We start from the raw sequence: 21,300 nt of genomic DNA on the forward strand, positions 1-21,300 counted from the left end.
AGACGACCTGCTACGAATGAGGAGCGGGGCCAACGCGCGTACTCCACGTTGTCCTTGGGACGAATCTACACCCCGGGCAAATAAAATATGCGTGAATACGTGCTGACTTTTCTGCGACATCTACATTCCCTTGCGCATGGTTGCGTAGCTCTAAAGGCATAAGCGGCGCATTGCAGTGCGATGACATCCCTGCCGTGGTGCGCGGTGGTTGAAACGCACCGAAAGCGGGCAACGACGGCGGCGCCCGCCATCACCCGCATGACTTGTTCAGCCGCGCACGCAGGACCGCTGTCGTCCACTGCCTGGCATTGGGGCTGCCTGCCGGAACTGCGCAGACCTGCCCAGACCGCTTAAGCGCGACGCCCGCGCGCCGATAACCCGCAATGGCACCACGACTTTCCGAGACCCCGGCGCATGGCAGACCAGCCTGAACTCCCAAGCCGCCCACGTGGCGGGCTGCGCCGCCTGTTGCCCTGGGGCGGCGCGGACAGCGCGCGCCCGGCCGCCGCCCTGCCCAGCGTGATCGGCGGCGGGCATGGCCTGGCCGCGCATCAGCTGGTGCCGGCCAAGAACAAGTCCGGCGCGCACGACCCGGCGGCCGCCACCGCCCTGTTGATGCGCCTGTTCTCGCATGCCGCGCATCCGGAGGCCTTGCTGCTGGCCTTCGCCGAAGGCATCACCAGCCTGCATGGCGAACTCGGCGACATGGGCGTGCGCCTGAGCGCAGCCTATGCGGCCGGCGACTGGCCCGGCTACGGCCGCACCCTGCGGCAACTGATCGACAAGTACATCCGCACCATCGATACCGGCGACTCGCTGGCCGAAGGACGCACCGAAGCCGAACAACTGCGCGACCTGCTGCGGCACGCGCTGGGCAATGCCCTGGCCACGCTGCTGCAACGCAGCCCGGAACTGGCCGAGGAAGCGCAGACCCTGGCATCGGCACTGCGCCACTGGCGCCCCGGCCATGAGCTGATCACGCTGGAACAGCGCCTGCGCGAACTCAGTCATCAGATCGGCCTGCGTGCCGAAGATGCCAGCGAGCAGCAGAACCTGCTGCTCGGCCTGTTCGACCTGCTGTTGGAGAACGTCGGCGAACTGCTCGACGATCGCAGCTGGCTGCAGGGCCAGATCTCGGTGGTGCGGCAGTTGATCTCCGGGCCGCTGGATGTCAGCTCGATCGAACAGGCACGCGGCACCTTGCGCGAGGTCATCTACAAGCAAGGCCTGCTCAAGCAAGGCATTGCCGACTCCAAGACCGCGATGCGCGAGATGATGGTGTCCTTCGTCGACCGGCTCGACGGCATGGCCACCAGCACCGGCGAGTACCACGATCGCGTTGCCGGCTATTCGCAGGCGATCGGCGACGCTCGCAGCATTCCCGACCTCAACCGGCTGTTGCAGGACGTGCTGCAGGACACTGCCGGGGTGCAGGCGCAGGCGCTGGCCGCACGCGACGAGCTGCTGGCCGCACGCCGCCAGGTCGAGGACGCCGAGCAGCGCATCGCCTCGCTCGAACAGGAACTCAAGGACGTGGCCGGGCTGGTGCGCGAAGACCAGCTGACCGGCGCGCTGAACCGCCGTGGCTTCGAGGAACTGTTCCAGCGTGAGGCCGCACGCACCCAGCGCGGCGGGCAACCCTTGTGCGTGGCGATGCTGGATCTGGACGACTTCCGCCGCCTCAACGAGACCCACGGCCACGCCGGTGGCGACGCCGCGCTGCGCCACACCGTGGACGTGGCCAAGTCGGTGCTGCGCACCACCGACGCCATCGCCCGCTTCGGCGGCGAGGAGTTCGTGCTGCTGTTGCCGGACTCCACCATCTTCGAAGCCAGCGCGGCGGTGATCCGCCTGCAGCGCGCACTGGCCCAGCGCTCGTTGCTGCACGAGGACGTGCGCGTGTTCGTCAGCTTCAGCGGCGGCGTGGCACTGCGCCATCTCGACGAGGCCCAGGACGATGTGATCCGCCGTGCCGACCGCGCCATGTACGACGCCAAGGCGGCCGGCAAGAATCGGGTGATCAGCGCCGGCTAGCCGCGAACGCGGCCTGCCGCATCGACCGGCCGGACTGGATCACCGACGCACGACGCAGAGGCGCCGCCGGTCTTTCGGTTGCCGCCGGGCCCCACTACGACCAACCGCTTCCGTGCGGCGACCAGGGGCTCCCCTGGCCAGCCGCGGGACGGCGTCAGTGCGCCGCCGGCTTACCGCGCAGCTTCTGGAACAGCATCACCGCGCCCAGCACGATCGCACCGGCAACCACGCCGACCAGCATGTTGCCCAGTGCATCGACCAGCCAGCCCATGCCGCCGGCCGACTTGGCCAGGTCCTGCACCAGGTGATGCAGCGCCGGGATGTTGTGCACCAGGATGCCGCCGCCGACCAGGAACATCGCCAGCGTGCCGGCCACCGACAGGAACTTCATCAGCCACGGCGCGGCCACCAGGATGCCGCGGCCCAGGGCCGCCAACGCCGCGCCCTTCTTGCTCAGGTACAGGCCCAGGTCGTCCAGCTTGACGATGGCCGCGACCAGACCGTACACACCGATGGTCATCGCCAGGGCGATCGCCACCAGCACCGCGACCTGCTGGCCGAACGACACCCCGGCCACCACGCCCAGCGACAGCACGATGATCTCCGCCGACAGGATGAAGTCGGTGCGGATCGCGCCCTTGACCTTGTCCTTTTCCAGCGCCACCACGTCCACGTTCTGGTCGGCCAGCGCGCGGGTGCGCTCGGCATGCCGCTGCGCTTCCTCGTCCTGGTTGTGCAGGAACTTGTGCGCCAGCTTCTCCACGCCCTCGAAGCACAGGTAGGCACCGCCGATCATCATCAGCGGCATCACCAGCGGCACGTTGTAGCCGCGCCCGCGCAGCCAGGCCTCCAGGGCGCTGATCGCCAGTGCCGCCGGCACCAGGATCACCTTGTTCATCAGCGAGCCCTTGGCCACCGCCCACACCACCGGCAACTCGCGGTCGGCGGTGACGCCGGTGACCTGCTGCGCATTGAGCGCCAGGTCGTCGCCCAGGACGCCGGCGGTCTTCTTGGCCGCGACCTTGGTCAGGATGGAAACGTCGTCCAGCAGCGTGGCGATGTCGTCGAGCAGGGTGAACAGGCTGGCACCGGCCATGCGGGGGTCCTTCGTGAGTGGCGGTGGATTCTCGCCGATCCTGCGCCCGTATGGGGTGATGGCAGGCGGTTGCACGCCGTTGCCGACCGTTGGTGCGCGATCCCGACGCCCGCCGACCGCATGATTCGGCCATGCCCGTCGGCCTCGCCGCACACGACCGCGCCGTAGCCGCTTGTCTGGATTCACCGCCCGACGACCCGCCGCTGGCCACACTCGCGCTCTTGCACGACCGCCGGAGATGGCCTTGAGTCCGAACGACCCGTACCGCACACCGGCCCAGGCCGCGATCCCCGCCGACACCGGCGTGGTGGGCGGCATGAGCCGTCGCACGCAGATCCTGCGCCTGTTGCTGCGGTATCGCGGGTCGGGCGTGTTTGCCGGCATGAACCTGGATCCGGCTGCGATCAACGAGTACGAAGTGCCCGCCGAAGGCACGCCCGACCAGTTCGTCTCCGACCTGGAAGCGCTCGGTCCCACCTTCGTCAAGCTCGGCCAGATGCTGTCCACGCGGCCGGACATCGTGCCGCCGGAGTTCGCCACGGCGCTGGAGCGCATGCAGGAGAACACCAGTTCGGTGCCGGTGGAGCGCATCCGCCAGATCATCGAAGAAGAACTCGGCGTGTCGGTCAACAAGGCGTTCTCGTTTTTCGATCCGGTGCCGCTGGGCTGCGCCTCGCTGGCGCAGGTGCACCGCGCCGCCCTGCGCGACGGCACCCCGGTGGCAGTCAAGGTGCAAAAGCCCGAAGTCGCTGCCCAGGTACGTTCGGATCTGGACGTGCTCAAGAGTTTTGCCACCGCCGCCGACCGCCTGACCGGCATCGGCCGGCGCGTACGCTTTGCCGACTGGCTGGGCGAATTCGGCAAGACCCTGCGCGCCGAGCTCAATTACGAGGACGAGGCCGAGACGCTGGTGCGCTTCGGCAAACATCTCAAGCCGTTTCCGCTGTTGTGGATTCCGCAACCGGTGTGGGACCTGAGCAGCCGCAAGGTGCTGACCATGCAGCTGGCCGAAGGCGTGCGCGTGGACAAGATCTCCGGCCTGCGCCGCACCGAGCAGCCGATGGACAAGCTGGCCGCAGAACTGGTCAAGGGCTACCTGGACCAGATGTTCGTGCATGGCGAGATCCACGCCGACCCGCATCCGGGCAACCTGCGCGTGCTGCAGGACGGGCGCCTGGCGATCTTCGACCTGGGCATGGTCGCGCACGTGCCGCCGCGCCTGCGCGAGCGCTTGCTCAAGCTGCTGTTCGCCGCCGTCGACGGCCGTGGCGAAGAGGTCGCCGAAGAGACCATCGCGCTGAGCACGCGCCTGGAGGATTACGACGAAGACCGCTACCAGCGCGAAACCGGGCAGATGATCGCCCGCTACGCCGCGCACGACACCACCTCCGAGGGCCGTGTGGTACTGGACCTGGTGCGCATCGCCACCGCCAACGGCCTGCGCACGCCGCCGGAGCTGAGCCTGCTCGGCAAGACCTTGTTGAACCTGGAAGGCGTGTGCCGCACGCTGTCGCCGCACCTGGACACGCGTCGCATCGTCGAGCGCCACCTGCAGCATGTGATGCGCGCGCGCCTGAAAAAATCCCTGTCGGCGGCCAATCTGGCCAGCGAGGCGATGGAACTGCAGCATCTGGTGCGCGAAGGACCGCGCCGCATGTCCGAGATCCTGTCGCTGGCGGCAGAAAACCGCCTGCAGATGCGCGTCACCGGGCTGGAAGAATCGCATCTGATGGAAAGCCTGCAGAAGATCGCCAACCGCGTGGCGGCCGGCATCGTGACTGCGGCGCTGATCATGGCCTCGGCGCAGATGATGCGTATCGAAACCGGCTTGAAGCTGTGGGGCTATCCGGCGATCGCGATGGTGCTGTTCCTGCTCGGCGTCGTGCTGGGCCTGGGCATCGTGCTCAGCGCGCTGCTGTTCGACCGCCGCGTGCGTGCACGCGAAGAACGCGGGCATCGATAGCGCCACACCCCGCGTAGGAGCGCACCCGGGCGCGACATGGCGTTACCCGGTGTCGCCTGCCAAGACCGCCGCGTCCACGCGAAGAACGCGGGCATCGATAGCGCCACACACATGCGTAGGAGCGCACCCGGGCGCGACGCGGCTTGACCGGCGTCGCATGCAAAGACCGCCGCGTCCAGCGATCAAAGTGGATCGGGCGATGTGGCGTTATCGAGACGTCGCCGATGTGCGAGAGCCGCGCAGATGCGGAGTGCAGAAACCGTGGCTCCCTTGGCGAGCGCCACCGCGACCAGCTGATCCTCACCGCGCACGCTGTGCCGCGCTACGGCAAGCACGCAACTCCAACAAACATTTCAGTCAGCTTCAGCGCGGCATAGTCCGTCATCCGGGTGTCACATTGGCTGTGGCGCACAGGACATGGCGAGCAAGGCGTCCGGTACGCGCTCGCATCATTCCCCCACGGACGCTGCCGCATGCATTGGATGTTGTTGTTTTCGCTGTTGCTCCTGCTTTGGCTATTGGTCGCCTCACCGCGTCTGGCGTGGCTGAAGGCCGGATTGTTGTCATTGCTGCTGCTGTTGCTCAGCGCCTGGGGTCTGGTGGATCGGCTCAGCGGCGACGGCATCAATGCTGCCACGCTGTATCACCTGCGCGCGGACATGGACGGCGCCGGCGTCAGCGATTTCTCCGGCTATATCGCCGTGTTTATCGGCATGGTGCTGCTGTCGCTCAGCCCGTTGGTGTTGCTCAGGATGCGGCGTTTCCGTCGCCCGCGTGGAGGCAATGCGGTATTCGGCGGCTTCGTGGTGATGTTGTTGGTGAGCATCGCGGTCAGCCCCTTGTACCGCGACGGCAAGCGCCTGTACTACCAGCTGCGCCCGGTGGATTACGCCACCGTGGTACCGGAATACCTGGTGCCGCAGCAGCCCTTGCAGAAGCGCAAGAACATCGTGTGGATCTACGGCGAGAGCCTGGAACGCACCTACTTCGACGAAGACGTGTTCCCCGGTCTGATGCCGAACCTGCGCGCGCTGGCCAGCGAGGCGGTGGACGTGCGCAACCTCACCTCCACCGAGGGCAGCGGCTGGACCATCGCCGGCATGGTCGCCTCGATGTGCGGCGTGCCGCTGACCACCGCGCCCGGCGATGAAAACAGCATGGGCCGCATGGGCCTGTTCCTGCCCGAAGCGCGCTGCCTGGGCGACTATCTCAAGGATCAGGGCTACCGCAATCACTATGTCGGTGGCGCCGATGCCAGCTTTGCCGGCAAGGGCAGTTTCCTGTCCAGCCATGGCTTCGATGTGGTGCACGACGTCAGCTACTTCCGCGACAAGGGCGTGGCGCCGAACCACTTTTCCGCCTGGGGCGTGCATGACGACGTGCTGCTGGACGATGCCTGGGACAGCTTCCAGACGCTGTCGCGCGCCGGCCAGCCGTTCATGCTCACCACGCTGACCATGGACACCCACCACCCTGCCGGCCATCTGCCGCTGGCGTGCAAGGGCCAGCACTACGACAGCGCGTTGGGCGACATCGGGCTACTGCATGCGCTCAAGTGCAGCGACCGGCTGATCGGCGAGCTGGTCGCACGCATTCGCAACAGCCGCTACGGCAAGAACACCATCATCGTGATCGCCTCCGATCACCTGGCGATGCCCAACGATCTCAGCGATGTCCTGGCCAAGCAGAAGCGCGAAAATCTGCTGCTGTTCCTGGGCAAGGACATCGCCCCGCAGCAAGTGGTCACGCGCGCCGGCAGCACGCTGGATTCGGGGGCGACGCTGCTGCAGTTGCTGGAGCCGGGCATGCGCACGCTGGGCTTTGGCCGCTCGCTGCTGGCCAACGATGCGCCCCCCAGCGCCAGCGTTGCGGCCAGCCGCGACAGCGGCAAGGACTATCCGCGCTATCTCGCTTACGCGCGCACGCTGTGGACCGGGCGCAGCACCCGCATGCTGCGCGTCAACGGCAATGGCGATGTGGTGGTGGGCGTGCAGCAGGTGCGCCCGCCGGTGCTGCTGGAATACGACGACGACACCAATCTCAAAACCGTCTATCTGGAAAACACCTCGCGCCAGTTCGACCGCACCCACACCGAGGGCACGCTGGCCTATGTGGATCGCTGCACGGCGTTCGAGGACGGCTCGGCCGATGGCGATTGGTGCGCTTTGGTGGTCGACCGCCACCAGAGCATGAAGCTATATCGCGACCCGGACCTGACCCGCGGCATCGCCGTTGATGCGCCGCTGGAGGCCAGCCAGCAAGGCCCGCGCCCACGCGTGCGCCAGCCGATCATGCTCACCCAGGCCGCGCGCAAGACCGAGGCCGGTCGTTACATGCTGGAGCTGTATGCCAAGCGCCGGCCGACGCGTGCATTCTGGGTGGAGGCAGTCTCGTCGGAGCGCAAGGTGGTGCTGGCCCAGCAATGGGTGGTGCCCGATGCGGCCGGTCGCATCCGCATGCCGGTGGGCCTGGAACATGCGGTGGACGATCTGGAAATCCGCGCCTGGCTGGACTACACCGAAGACGTCAGCGTGGACGACCTGGCCCTGGTGAAGCAGACCCAGGTCGCGGATCGCTCTTGAGTCTGGCTGTCGCCCTGTATGAAGCAACGGCGAAGGCAAAGCTCAAGAGCAACGGCGAAGCGTGCGATTTGCGGCCTGACTGCGGGGTCCTTGCCCACCCACCCTCGCAGGACACGCCGCAAGTGCGTCCCTGTAGGCTCTTACGCGGCATCCATGCCGCGTAAGGTCCCGCGACGGTAAGCAGGCAGGGACCTATCGGGATGGTCGGTGTGCATGGCGCAGGCAGAGTAGGACCCGCGTTGTTCGATCATTGTGCGTGCGACCAGGGCCCCTTCCCACGCGCTGCATCCACGCGTCGACTCAATCTTCCGATGCAGGCGTGCCATCGGCCGGATCGCGCGCCACCGCGGCACCTGCACGGCTGAAGCGAATTTCCTGCGGCGATTGCAGTGCAATCCCCGCCGTTTCCATCCGCTGCAATAACGCGAAGAACAGCTCGCTGCGCACCCCGTACGAATCGCGCGGGCTGCGCACATAGGCGAACGAATTGAAGTTGACGTGCCCGCCGGCCAGCGAATCGATGAACACCGAGGGGGCCGGATCGGCCAGCACCTTGGTGTGCTCGGCAAACAGCTCCAGCAGCATGTTGCGCACCTTTGCCACGTCGGTTTCCAGTGGCACCGAGAACTGCAGCTGCACCCGCCCCATCGGGTTGGACAGGGTCATGTTGCGCACGCTCTTGGTGATCAATTCCGAATTGGGCACGATCAGGGTGGAGCGGTCGCCGACCTGGATCTCGGTCGCACGCACGCTGATCTTGCGTACGTCGCCTTCCTGGTCGCCGATACGCACCCAATCGCCGATCTTCACCGGCCGCTCGGCCAGCAGGATCAGGCCCGACACGAAGTTCTGCGTGATCGCCTGCAGACCGAAACCGATACCCACCGACAGCGCGCTCAACACCAGCGCAAGCCGCTTCAGATCCAGGCCCAATGCAGTCAGGCCCCACACCACCACGATCAGCCAGCCCAGATAGCGCGCCACCGTACTGATGGAATTGCGCGCACCGTCATCGAGCTCGGTCTTGGGCAGATAGGTGTTGAGCAACCACTGCTGCACCACGTGCACCAGCCCCATGCCGAGCAGGAACACGCATAGCGCCCTGAGCACATCGCCCGGGGTGATCACCAGCTCCTTGCCGATGGTGATGCCGTGGGCGATGTTCTCCGCCCAGTCGGTGACCACGCTGATGTTGGCGCCATACGGCGTCAGCAGTACCGCGATGCCCAGCAGCACCAGTAGCACCCGGGTTGCCGCCGATATCAGCAGCCCGAGCTGCACCAGGCGTCCGCTGCCGATGCTGAGCGCATGCGACAAGGCCCGGCTGAAGCGGCCGTCGGGCTTGAACAGCCAGGTCATCAGATCGTCGGCAAAGACCACCAGCAGGCCGAGCAGGCTGCACACCAGGGTGATCCAGATGATCTGCCGCTCCACGAACAAGGCCAGATTGAGATAGCCGAACAAGGCCGCGATCAGCGCAAAGATCACCGCCAGATGGCCCAGCAGGCGGATCAGCACGATGAAGCCGCCACCGCGCGAGACCACCGGCGGCGGCGCATCGCTGTCCGGATCGGCCACCCCGGCATTGGCCGCATGCGCGCGCAAGGACAGGCTCAGCCCGGCCAGCGCCGACAGGATCAACCCCGCGTACAGCAACGCGGCCAGCGCATCGGTGGCGGTGGTCAGTGCGGGGCTGCTGCCGGCCACCTCGTTGATCTTCATCGCCATGCCGCTGAACCAGATCACCGCCGCGGTGGCCAGGCAATGCACGCGCAGGCGGTCGACAGTGGCATCGTCCAACGGGAACAGGCGCCAGCTTGGCTGGTGTTTCATCAACAGGCTGGCACTGAGCGAACCGACGAAAGCAGCCACCACACTGATGGCGACGAATCCGGTCAGCAACTGGTCCAGATCGTCCGGCAGCTCGCCGAGCGCGCGGATGCCCTCGACCAGCACGAATGCCGCAATCCCCAGAGTCAGCGTGCCGACCAGCAGAAACCACAGTGCCAGGCCCGAGCGTCGCAGGCGTCCGCCGGGCGCACGCGAGGCCGCATAACGACGCCCCAGGTGGCGCAGGAAGATGCGCAGCGGAAGCGCCAGCAGCAACGCGATGACGGCAGCGGTCATCAGCCCGCCCACGCCGCTGGCGGCGATGCCGGCCTGCACCATCTGCACCGTCTTGTCGGACAAGGCCTGCAGGCGGGCACGATCGTCGGGCCATTGCTGCCCGATCTGTTTCCACAAGGTCGGCGACAGCGGCGAGGCGACCCGCGTGGAGAGCTTCACGCTGAAGCGTTGCACGCGCTCGCGTTCGAGCCGGTCGGCCAGGTCCTTGGCATTGGAGACCAGCAGCGTGGCCCGGATGAACTCGGCATTGAGCTGATCGCGCTCCTTGGTCAGCGCCTTGCGCTGTTTTGCCAGGTCGGCCGGTTCGTTCGGCGCCGCGACACCGAGCCCCTCCAGTCGCCCGTTGAGCTCCTTGAGCGGTTGCTCCAGCGTGCGCACCAGATCCTGTGCCTGCCGCTGCGCGCCGGCGACATCGTCGGTGAGCTTGCCGAGTTGCTCGGTATCGGCCTTCTCCATGCCCGCGTCGGCCTGGGTCAGCACCTTCTGCATGTTGTCGAGCTGAGTCTGTGTGGTCTCCAGCAGCGTGTCGTCGTCCTGCGCCACGGCGGCGCCCACGCACATCATCCACAACGCGACCAGCAGCAGCACACGCTGCAACACGCCGCGACGGGCACCCAGGGCAACTCGGAATTCGGACACAGGCAGAGATCGGACAGGCGCAACCAGCGCGGTGCCGGCATCTTAATCCACTGCTTCCAGCCAGGCGGATCGACGCTGCCGTGCGGGTTCAGCCTGGCAGAGCTCGCCAGCAGCGGCTGTTGCTGCGCGATCGCAGGTTCTTTCGCGATTGCGGTGACAGCGCTGCCCGTCGCAGTGGATGCACCGTCCGGCCATCCCGACCTGAGCATGAACGCGGTGCAGCTTGTCACCTCGCGGCAACGGTGCGCTGTCGCAGAATCGAGTCACCGCTACGGCAGACGCAGCGGATGACCGCGAAGGAGAACACTCTATGCAGATTCAGATCCAGACCGACAAGCACGTGCCGCATGACCCCTCAGTCGTGCAGCATGTCGAGAAGACCTGCTCGGCCCAGCTGGCGCATTTCGCCAACGACATCACCCGCGTCGAAGTGCATTTGCGCGATGAAAACGGCCAGCGCGGCGGCGCAGCGGATCGAACCTGCAGCATCGAGGCGCACGTCGCCGGCCTGCCGCCGATCGCAGCCACCAATAGCGCCGAAACCACCGCCTCGGCCGTCACCGGCGCCGCACGCAAGCTGCGCACCGCTATCGAACACGCACGTGGCAAGCAGCACGCCAAGGCCACCACACCGCCGCCGGAAGCGCTCTGATCCGCGCCTGGGCAGGGTGGCGCCAGGCGCCCCCTGCCAGCCGTTGCATCGTTGGCACCGCAGCGCAATGACGCATTGATACATCAGCCGGCACCAACCCCTGATCCAGAAACGCCATCGGCCCGCTGCAGTGTCACTGCAGCGGGCCGATGGCGTTTTGATCTGGTGCGCCCGGATGGATTCCAATAATCCATATAAAATCATGGTTTTACGGGATTTATCTGAAAGCAGCCAGCATCAATGCCCCCGAAGATCTTGGATGTAGAAATACAAGACTAGACAAACTAGATGAAGATAAACCGCAGCCGAACAAGCTCATTAAACGGTAATACTTCACGCTTTGCCCCATCTGTGATGTTCACCGAAGAGATAGACGTACAGCTCGCGCCTAGCACGGTAGTGCCCCCCCATCCCGTCGTATTTGGACTTCCAGAGGCGACGTGCCCCCAATTTTGAGTAGCGCCTCGGTTTGGAGTCCTGCTCCAAGAAGATTGGACGTGAAGAAGCATTTTTATCGAAGAGCAGATCGTCCGCTCGCTGCGCGAAGCAAAGGCCGGCATTGCCATCAAGGATATGTGCCGGCGCCACCACCGCCCCCTCCCATCACCGTATCCATCCTTCCCTTTGGGAACTTCGCTGCATCGGCCCGTTAGCAAACTCGGTTAAGGTCATCACCATCGCAGGCCCGTGGCTGGTACTGATCTCCGCTGAGTTCATCTTGGTACAGCGCTTGGCATGTGCCGTACTTTGCGACCTACTTCTGGACCTGCGCTTCCAGAAGCCATACACCGTTTCTTCACTGCCCGGGGGGGGCAGCACGCATGCGCGTGCTGCCCCCTAAAACGCCATCGACCCAGTCCAGTTATTGGATCTGATAACGACTACTGGCATTTTGCGCCACCCAAGATCTTGCTCCGCCCAGAACTCCAGCCTCTACGTCATGCACCAAGCCGACGTCGAGATTCGCAGCACCGGTTTGAAACACGCCCATTGCATCGACCAACTGATTGACCTCAGCCAATACCGCACGCCGCACCGGACGTCGGGACGCAGTGATGGCCAGCGGATCCTTGGTGTAGTCAACGGCCAAAATCTCGGTCGACACAGAAGCCATCAAACGATTACTGCCTGAGGTACGGCTAGCCGATGCCGTGGTATTGCCAGCTTGCATCGGTGTCAGCAATGTTTCGAACTCCGCCGCTGAAATGCCGTGTCCACCATCTTCGGGCTGGATCATCCACAGAGCGTTGTTGCTACCCAGGAAGTGCTTGAGCACGCTCACCTGCTGATTGGCGTCGCCGTCCACTCGCACGATCAGGTCGTCGCTGTTGCGGTGGAAGCTCAAACGCGTCCGCTCGATACCAGCCATGAAGATGGAATCGCTGCCGCCACCGACACTCACGGTGTCCACGCCATTGCCCTCACGATAGGTGTAGACATCGTCACCCGTACCACCGAACAACAGGTCGTTGCCGTCCTCGCCAACGAGAGTGTCGTTGCCCGCGCCACCGTAGAGCATGTCGTTGCCCGATCCGCCGAAAGAACCGCTGCCACCCCACAGAAAATCATCGCCATCACCGCCTTCGATGCGGTCGTCACCGAGCATGCCAAACAGGGTGTCGTTGCCGGCCAGGCCGCGGAGCAGCTCCTTGCTTGTATTGCCGCTCAGCTGATCGTTCGTGGCGGTACCGGTCAGCACGCGCGCATAGTCGGCCGGATTGGCCTCTCCGTCACTGCTGGACACACGGGCATTGATCGCTGCGGTGTCCAGCTGGGCGCCACTACCGGGCTGTAGGACATCCAACGCGAAATCGCCGCCAAGGAAGTGCTTGGTCACACGCACACTGCTATTAGCGCCGCTGGCCAATGCAATCACCAAGTCATCCCCATCGCGGGTGAATCGTAGGTTGCTGACCGGTTGTCCATCTTGGAATTGCAGACGGTCGATACCGCCTCCGGTATTGTCAATCACATCGCGGCCGCTGCCGAATACATAGGTATCGTCGTTGGCGCCGCCCAGCATGAGGTCATCGCCATCCTCGCCGCGCAGTGTGTCGTTGCCAGCGCCGCCCTCCAACGTGTCGTCACCGCTGCCGGTGCCATTGCCGCTGCCACCGGACAATGTGTCGTTGCCGGCACCACCTCGCAAGGTATCGTTGCCGCCCATGCCCAACAAGGTGTCGTTACCGCCCAGTCCGTCGATCAGATCCTTACCAGTCCCGCCAGTCAGTTGCTCTCCGGAGGCGGTGCCATTGATGGTCCGGTCGGGACTGCTGCTGTTGATCAGCTGTGCGATCTGCGTTGCGGTATAACGTGCGTTGCTGGCTTGCACAACGTCCATGCCGGCATCACCGCCCAGGAAGTGGCCGCTGACGCGTGCCGCTGCGATCGTAGCGCCATCGATGTGCACCAGGAGGTCGTTGCCGTCGCGCTTGAACGACAGCCGGCTGCTGGCCACGCCATTCACCAACAGGGTGTCGTTGCCGCCACCGGTGTTGTTGATGATGTCGCTGCCAGAGCTGCCATCGATAACATAGGTATCGTCGCCGGCGCCGCCAATCAGCCGGTCATTGCCGGCGCCACCGGTCAGCTGGTCGTTACCACCGCGTCCGTTCAACGTGTCGTTACCGGCAAGGCCAAGCAGGGTATTGGCCGCTTCGCTGCCTTCGATGAGATTGTCCAGCGCATTGCCGGTGGCTTGGCCGCTGCCGGTCACGCGCAGGTTCTCGATGTTGTTGGTCAAGGTGGTGGTGGAGCCGGTCGTTCGCACGATGGTGTCGATGCCCATGCCGACCTGCTCGACTGCCCGGTCTCCGCTGTCATCGAAGTAGTAGGTGTCGTCACCGTCGTAGCCTTCCATCACGTCAGCACCCAGGCCGCCGTTGAGGGTGTCGTTGCCGCCGTTACCGTAGAGCCGGTTGGCCAGGGCGTTGCCGGTCAGCGAAAGCCCGGTGTCGACGGCCACGTAGCCGTACTCCACATTGGCTGCAAGCGTCGTGTTCACCAGCGCGTAGACACTATCGGCGCCTCCGCCAGCCAGTTCCACCACCACGTCGCCTGCGTCGTCAACATAGTAGGTATCGTTGCCGGTGCCGCCGCGCATCTCATCGGCGCCCTGCATGCCATCGAGCGTGTTGTCGTTGCTGTTGCCGACAAGCGTCTGTGCGCCCTCGCGCCCGATCGCGACGGTCGCCTGTGATCCCTCGACCAGCACGATCTGCTCGATGTTGGCATCGGCCGTGTAGCTGTAGCGACTGCTTTCCACCGTGTCGAAACCCTCACTGGCCTCTTCGATGATGCGTTCGCCATCTTCCCACTGCAGGACGTAGGTGTCGTTGCCACTGCCGCCGCGCAGAACATCGGCACCGCCATTGCCTTCGAGGCGGTCGTTGCCGGCCAGGCCGATCAGCTGCTCACGCTTCCAGGTTCCGACAAGCACGTCATCCTGTGCGGCGCCCTGGATCACGATGGTCGCGTGCAGCGATATCCAGGCAGATGCGGATGCACCGTGCTGGTCGGTAGCGGTCAGGGCGAAGGTGAAGTCGCTCTCGTCGGCAGGTACGATGCCGCTGAGTGTGCCCATGACCGGGTCCACCGAAAGCCACTGTGGGCCACTTACGGAGTAGGTCAGCGTGTCGCCGGGCGCATCGCTGAAAGCCCCGGCAGGAAGTGCCAGCGAGAACGGTTGCCCCACCGTGAGCTCTGCGTTGTACTCGAAGGTGTTGGCCACAGGCGGCTCGTTGCCACTGATCAGCTGGTCAAGATCGCCGCGGCGGATTTTGCCATCGGCAAATACGAACCGATCGATCGCGCCCTGAAGCCTTGTCTGGCCGGGGTTGCTGGAGTCGTCCACCCAGTAGCCCTGCACGATGATACGGTCGTTGGCGTCGGTGCCGAGCTGGACGATCAGGTCCAGGCCGTCGCGGGTCCACACCACGTCCTCGGCGAGGATGCCGGCGCCGAAGATTACCTCGTCGCTGTCGTCATGGTTGTAAGTGTTGATCGAGATGATGCGGTCGGTGCCGTCGCCCGCTTCATAGTAGAACCGGTCATTGCCCGAGCGGCTGCCGTGCCCGCTCTGCCACTCCGATCCGTACAACGTGTCATTGCCCCGCCCCCCGTAAAGGTCAGCACCGTAGACCGACGCATACAGGGTGTCGTCACCGTCTTCACCATACAGGCGATCCGGCTCATTCACTTGCGTATAGGGATTGAATTCGGCCAGCCACTGATTGCCGCGCAGGACGTCATTTCCGCCGCCACCGCGAATCTCGTTGGCATACATGTTCCCGATCAGGATGTTGTCTTCGTCGTTGCCTTGGATGTTCGCGCGCAGGACGATGTGCGAGGGCTGCTGGTTGTCCACATTGCGCAATGTCAGGTTCTCGACATTGGCGTAGTCGGCCAGCGAGAACCACATGCCGTGCTGAGTCATCTCGTCCCATCCGGCAATGATCACCGTGTCGTTGCCGCCACCGGCCGCCTCGATCACGGCGTCCTTCCGGGTCACGATGTAGGTGTCATTGCCGTCCAAGCCCACCAGCTGGTTGGCGCCGCTGGCAAGATGGCCCTCGATGACGTTGTGGTCGTCGTTGCCGGTGCCGTAGATGGCATCACCCGTCAGCCGCAGGTTCTCGAGAAACTCGCGGCCTTCAATGGAGTAGTTCAGGTTGGTCTGGACGGTATCGATCGAATCGTGGTTGAGGCGGTTCCTTTCGATGATGATGTCGTCATAACTGTCGATGATGAAGGTGTCATTGGTTTCGGCACCGATGAAGGTGTCCCTGCCGCCCTTTCCATCCAGCACAAAGGCGAGACTGGCCGGTCCCCAGGTGCGGCCGATGATCTCGATCACGTTGTCTTGGCTGTTGCCGGTGACGGTGTTGTACGAGTACCAGTAGCTGGACTGGGTGATCTTCGCGTTCTCGACATTGTCCGGAAGCACTGTGTCGAGCAGGTTGCTGAGCAGTGTATCGACGCCACCGCCCGCCAGTTCCTGGATCTCGGCGACGTTGTTGCTGGTACGATAGGCGCTCCAGCTGAAGTTGTTTAGGTACTCGTAAGTATCGTTGCCGTCGCCACCAATGAACATGTCGAGATCGAAGTCGATTTCGGTGATGAAGCGGTCATCGCCGGCGCCGCCCCTGACGATGTCCACGCCCGTGCCGTCAATCAGTACGTCGTTACCCGCGCCTCCATCGAGCTGATCGTCGCCCTCACCGCCAGAGAGAACGTCATTGCCACCGCCGCCGGACAGCACGTCGTTGCCACGCCCGCCGGTGACGGATTCCGGCAGGTTGGTTCCGGTGTAGACATCGTCGCCGTCGCTGCCCGTCCAACTCACCATCTGGAAATCCGAACGCTTCATCTCGATGCCGTCGGCAAAGACAATGCGATGGGCATCGCTCGCTAAGAAGCCCTCCAGCACGAGGATGTTATCGGGCTGCGCATTGGGCGAAGCACCGCCGGCCAGGATCATCAGGGTGAGCGTGTCCCCCTCCAGGGTGAAGTTGTGCACCATGTTGCGCGTGATGCCGACCATGTTGATCGTGTCCACGCCTGCGGCATTGCCTGCCAGGTTCCTGATGAAATCGATGCCCGAGCCCAGCAGCACGTTGTAGGTGTCATTGCCCTGGCCACCGTCGACCTCGTCGGAACCATCCAGGCCGTCGTTCCAGAGGGTGATGACGTCATGACCGTCGCCGCCCAGCACCACGTCGCTGCCTGCGCCGTCAGTCAGGGTGTCATTGCCGTCGCCACCATCAATCAGGTCTTTGCCGCCCTTGCCGTCGATCACATCTTCACCGCCTCGCCCATACAGGCGGTCAGCGTCCTCCGTTCCCATCAGCGTGTCGTCGCCGCCGGTACCGAGAATGGTTGCCCCGTAGAAGGCGCCCGACTCGATCTGCGCACGCGTGATCACCTGGTTGTCGGCGGTCTGGATACGCACCTGGGTGGTGCCGCTGAAGTAGCCCTTGATGCGAACCTGGTTGTCATCCAGGGTGACCAGCAGGTCGTCCTCGTCGCGCGCATAGGCAAGGTCTTCGGCGGTGATGCCGTCCAGGAAGAACACCCAATCCTGGCTGTCCTGGACGAGCGTGATCACGTCCTTGCCGAAGCTGCGGCTGAACTGGTACTGGTTGTTGCCGGTGCCACCGCTGAGGAGATCGTCGCCCTCGTCGCCGACCAGGACATCGTCACCCGCGTCACCACTGAGGACATCGTTGCCGGCGCCGCCAAACAGGAAGTCGTTGCCGTTGCCGCCGTACAGGGTGTCATCGCCGGAGTAGAGGCGCTCGTAGTCATCGCCGTACAAGCGGTCGTCACCGTCGCCGCCATACAGGATGTCATTGTTGCCCTGGCCATGCATGAGATCATTGCCATCGCCACCATCGAGCACATCGCGCCCATGGTTGCCAGCCGCGACCGCGTTCTCGTCACCGTCAATGTAGTCGTCGCCCGCACCGCCGTACAGGCTGTCATTGTGCGCGCCACCATACAGGAAGTCCGCGCCATCGCCGCCCTGGACTGTGTCGGCGCCTTCCCCGCTATCGAGGGTATCCGCGCCCTCACCGCCGAACAACTGGTCGTTGCCGATCCCTCCCGACAGGTGGTCGTTGCCTTTGCCGCCATCCAGACGATCGTCGCCGGCATCGCCTGCCATGTTGTCATTGCCATCACCGCCATCCAGAGCGTCATTGCCCTCACCGCCGGACAGCGAGTCGTCATCCTCGCCGCCGGATAGCGAATCATTTCCGGCATCGCCCTGCAGGATGTCCTTGCCTGCGTGTCCGATCAGCACGTCGTTGCCGGCCCCGCCAGAGATGCTGTCATTGCCGTCCCGGCCCAGCAGCACATCATCCCCGACGCCGCCAGAGAGGGTGTCGTCGCCGGTGCCGCCGTCCAGGATGTCATCGCCTGCCTCGCCGGCAATGGTGTCATCGCCGGCTCCACCATCGATGTAGTCACCCTCGCCGACCGTGGAATGCTCGTCCAGTGCGTTGTCGCCCCACATGTTGTCGTTGCCTTCGCCGCCGGAAATGACGTCGCGCCCCAGCCCACCTAGGATCTGGTCTGCGCCCGCACCGCCGGAAAGGACGTCCTCTCCCTTGCCGCCAGCAATGCGGTCATCGCCTGCGCCCCCATTGATGGAGTCGTTGCCGCCCATGCCTGCCAGCAGATCATTGTCGTCGCCGCCATCGATGTTGTCGTTGCCCTCGGCGCCATTGATGCTGTCATTGCCGGCGCCGCCGAAGAGCGTCGCGCCTAGGATGGGCAGGTAGGGATTGTCGTCAAAAGTGAAAAGGCCACCGCCGGCCTGTTGGCCATCCGGATGGCCCGGCGAGAAGTACAGCAGGCGGTACTGCGTGACTCCTGACCTGAAGAACCGAAAGGTTTTGCCAGGAGATGAAGAGGCCTCGCTGTAGTCGAAGTTTCCGCCGAGCGGGAAGCTGGCAGGCGCGAACCATTCGCCGTCTTCGCCCGCGGCAAACGAACTGCCCCGCGACCAGGTGAAATATTTCCCCACGTCACGCCAAACATCAGCCAGCGTCAGCCCGGCGACCGGGCCCGCAGAATACTGGAAGCCAAAGTTGAACCGCGCGTCGATGACGTCGTCACTGGCACCACCGTGAACCGTTGATCCATCCCCGAAGCCAGAAATAAAGTCGTCGCCGCCGTCGCCGTATATCTCGTCCTTGCCGCCTCGGCCATTGATGATGTCGCCATCATCGCCACCGTACAGCGTGTCGTCGCTGGCGCTCGAACCGCCCCAGATCATGTCACGACCACCGAGTCCGTGGATGGTCACCGGCCCGGTGTCTCCGCTGGTGATACCCGGATTGATATAGTCGCCTTCGGCAGTGCCCGGGCCGGAAGGTACCGGGTGTTCCGGCTCGGTCGGCATACCTGGAAGGGTGAGCCCGTAGTCACCGTTCTTCCAGTTGAGCAGGGTAACCGTGGCATTCTCGTAGTGCTTGGAGGAGACCACGAGGGTGCCAGGGCCGCCGTCACCCGGGTCGTTGTAGACGAGGGTGAAGTAGTCCTCCGGCGAGGCGTAGCGGTTATCGCCGGTCTTCTCGTAGGTCACGCCTGCAATGTCGACAATGCCGAACGTCAGCTTGTTGTTGCCTTCGCTGTCGTCGATGATCTGATTGCCCACTGCTTGGTCGGTGAGCGTGTACTCGTCATCGCCACCCTTGCCGAAGGCCGTCGTGCGGCCGTACAGGAACGTGATCGCGTTTTTGCCGTCGTTGCCAACGACAATGTTCTCGTGGGTGTTACCGGTGGCGATCTCGCCATCGTTGACGAACCTGGGGTCCAGCTGCGGCTTGTCGGGAGCGTCCGGGTCACCGGGCACGTATGGATCGACGGCTTTACCGACCGACGAAATGAGGGCCTCTACCTCGTCGCTCCATCCCTGCGATTCGAGGAAGGACCAGAACTTGTCGTTGATCAGCGAGTCCCACACGGCCTCGCCCAGTTGGGTAGCGGCATAGCCGGCTGCGAGGACCAGCAAGATCGACCCCGCCGCAAACCACAGCGGTGTCGAAAGGATGCCGGCCAGGCCCCCGGCCACACTAAGCAGCGCGCTCACCACCGCTCCGCCAACAACAATGCCGGCGATCTCGCCACCCACGCCACGCGGGTCGGTCGCGCCGTTCTGGATCGCTCCGGCGATATCGGCAATCAGGAAGAAGTTGCCCAGTCCATTGCCGATACGAGCGGCGCCCCGAATCGCCTTAGTAGAGTCGGAGGCCGCGTCATGCAGCTGCTGCAACCCCACTCGGTATTCATTGGCAACAAAGTCGGCATAGCTAGCCACCTTATTTGCATGAGGACTGTTGGACTTGAGCGCGATTTCCTTCCAGCGCTTTGAAATGCGCGCATAGTCGATGGCAGCCGCCTTGGCGCGCTCCATCTCCGAACTGGCGGCGATGTTGTCCTGGATTTTCTCCAGTGCAGCCTTTACCTGAAGTTCCGTCATCTCTTTGACGGTCTCTTCGGTAAGCGTCTTGCTCGAGTCCTCCAGGAATTTGCCTGGATCCGGCAGAAATTGCGACATCTCCAGTAGGTAAGCTTCCTGGAACCAGCGTATCGCTTCAGGCGAATCCGGCTTTTCTGGTGGAGGCGGCGCGTCCAGGTCGCCCTGGATAAAGTAGATGGTCTTGTTGGACGTGGTCATGGCGACGCGTTCCTTGCGGTTGGAGTTTAGGTGGAATCCAGTGAAGCACTTGGACGTTCAGAAGGATCAGGACCCTCTCAGCCGCTTGCGAAGCGCAAGCCGCCCTGCCCGCTTCCGGGGATCGCAGCGGCGTGTAAGCCGCAGGTCAATGCAGGAGCAGACGCTGGCCAACGGCAGGCACAACAAGAGATACAGGCCTGGCAGGGCCCTGCCGGGTACGCCGTGGTTGATGAGGAGGTCCATCAAAGGCAGCATGAAGGCGAGCGAGAAGAGGGAGACAAACAGGTGCCAGAAGCTGAAGAATAGGTATCGATTCGTCCAGCGCGTGCTCCTCGCCGGGCTGTCGATCGACTCGGTTGCCAGGCGATGTGCGGCCACCCGCAGCCGGCATCCGCAGCCAAGCATTCCGGACACGAGCACGATGCTCACATAGATCAGCGAAAGGGTCAGCATGTGTCAGCGCTCGCGCAAGGCTTCAGTGGTGTGCTGTTGCAGAGGACTAAGCAGGTAGTCGATGACCCGGCGCTTGCCCGTCTTGATCTCTGCGCTAAGGCTCATCCCGGCATTCAACCGCACACCTAGACCATCGATGTTCAGCGTGGCCCGCTCCAGCTTCACCCGGGCGGGGAATACCAGGCCCAGCTTTTCGTCTTGTGCGGCATCGTGGGACACGCTGGCGACCGTGCCGGTCAGATAGCCGTAGCGGGTATAGGGGAAGCTGTCGACCTTGACGGTGACCGGTTGGCCCGGGCGCATGAAGCCGATGTCCTTGTTCAAGACGGTAACTTCTACCTCCAGTGCTTCTTCGGCTGGCACCACGACCAGTAACGGCTGTGCGGGCGTGACTACACCGCCTACGGTGTGGACGGCCAGCTGCTGGATCGTGCCGTCGACGGGCGCATGCAGGGCCATCAGCTTGTCGCGCTGTCCGGTCTTGGCGACGTCCTGGGTCAGCTGGCCGGCTTGCTCGCCTGCCTGGCGCAAGGCATCCAGTGCCTGCTGGCGTGTGTCGGTGACAAGCAC

9 protein-coding genes and 1 pseudogene are annotated in these 21,300 nt (G+C 64.2%); 5 read left to right on the top strand and 5 right to left on the bottom strand.

Translation table 11 applies throughout. The features are described 5' to 3' along the window. Positions 1-414: 414 nt before the first annotated feature. Positions 415-2,034 carry a GGDEF domain-containing protein gene (locus GGR73_RS14050; RefSeq protein WP_184457440.1) on the top strand — a complete coding sequence of 540 codons (1,620 nt, stop codon included), beginning with the start codon at positions 415-417 and terminating at the stop codon, positions 2,032-2,034. A gap of 154 nt (positions 2,035-2,188) precedes the next feature. Here the strand turns inward: GGR73_RS14050 and GGR73_RS14055 are convergent, their stop codons facing one another. After that, positions 2,189-3,130 (bottom strand): DUF808 domain-containing protein, encoded by a 942-nt coding sequence (locus GGR73_RS14055; RefSeq protein WP_016901675.1) that lies wholly within the window; start codon positions 3,128-3,130, stop codon positions 2,189-2,191. Positions 3,131-3,368: 238 nt separating this feature from the next. On the opposite strand from GGR73_RS14055, the gene GGR73_RS14060 reads away from it, so the two are divergent. Both GGR73_RS14060 and GGR73_RS14065 read left to right on the top strand, forming a co-directional pair. Next, entirely contained in the window at positions 3,369-5,093 is a 1,725-nt protein-coding gene (locus tag GGR73_RS14060) for an ABC1 kinase family protein (RefSeq protein WP_024938244.1), read from the top strand. 473 nt (positions 5,094-5,566) lie between these two features. After that, a complete protein-coding gene (locus GGR73_RS14065; RefSeq protein WP_184457442.1) occupies positions 5,567-7,675 on the top strand; it encodes a phosphoglycerol transferase I in 2,109 nt (702 codons plus the stop codon). A 300-nt stretch (positions 7,676-7,975) separates the two neighbouring features. On the opposite strand, the gene GGR73_RS14070 is transcribed toward GGR73_RS14065, so the two are convergent. After that, on the bottom strand, positions 7,976-10,399 hold the full coding sequence (locus GGR73_RS14070) for a DUF3772 domain-containing protein (protein WP_456362974.1): 2,424 nt from the start codon (positions 10,397-10,399) through the stop codon (positions 7,976-7,978). A 352-nt stretch (positions 10,400-10,751) separates the two neighbouring features. Here GGR73_RS14070 and GGR73_RS14075 point away from each other — a divergent pair, with 352 nt between their 5' ends. Together GGR73_RS14075 and GGR73_RS20335 are read left to right on the top strand one after the other, a co-directional pair. Next, positions 10,752-11,093 carry an HPF/RaiA family ribosome-associated protein gene (locus GGR73_RS14075; protein WP_024938247.1) on the top strand — a complete coding sequence of 114 codons (342 nt, stop codon included), beginning with the start codon at positions 10,752-10,754 and terminating at the stop codon, positions 11,091-11,093. A gap of 507 nt (positions 11,094-11,600) precedes the next feature. After that, positions 11,601-11,681, top strand: a pseudogene (locus tag GGR73_RS20335) (transposase); the annotation flags it as partial. A 274-nt stretch (positions 11,682-11,955) separates the two neighbouring features. Here GGR73_RS20335 and GGR73_RS14080 read toward each other — a convergent pair. The 3 genes from GGR73_RS14080 to GGR73_RS14090 form a co-directional block, all read right to left on the bottom strand. Continuing rightward, positions 11,956-20,277 carry a putative Ig domain-containing protein gene (locus tag GGR73_RS14080; RefSeq protein WP_184457444.1) on the bottom strand — a complete coding sequence of 2,774 codons (8,322 nt, stop codon included), beginning with the start codon at positions 20,275-20,277 and terminating at the stop codon, positions 11,956-11,958. Positions 20,278-20,343: 66 nt separating this feature from the next. After that, positions 20,344-20,730 (bottom strand): hypothetical protein, encoded by a 387-nt coding sequence (locus GGR73_RS14085; protein ID WP_184457446.1) that lies wholly within the window; start codon positions 20,728-20,730, stop codon positions 20,344-20,346. A gap of 3 nt (positions 20,731-20,733) precedes the next feature. Beyond that, on the bottom strand, positions 20,734-21,300 hold a 567-nt coding region (locus GGR73_RS14090; RefSeq protein ID WP_184457448.1), incomplete at its 5' end, for an HlyD family type I secretion periplasmic adaptor subunit.

The sequence above is a fragment of the Xanthomonas sp. F14 genome (assembly GCF_014199865.1).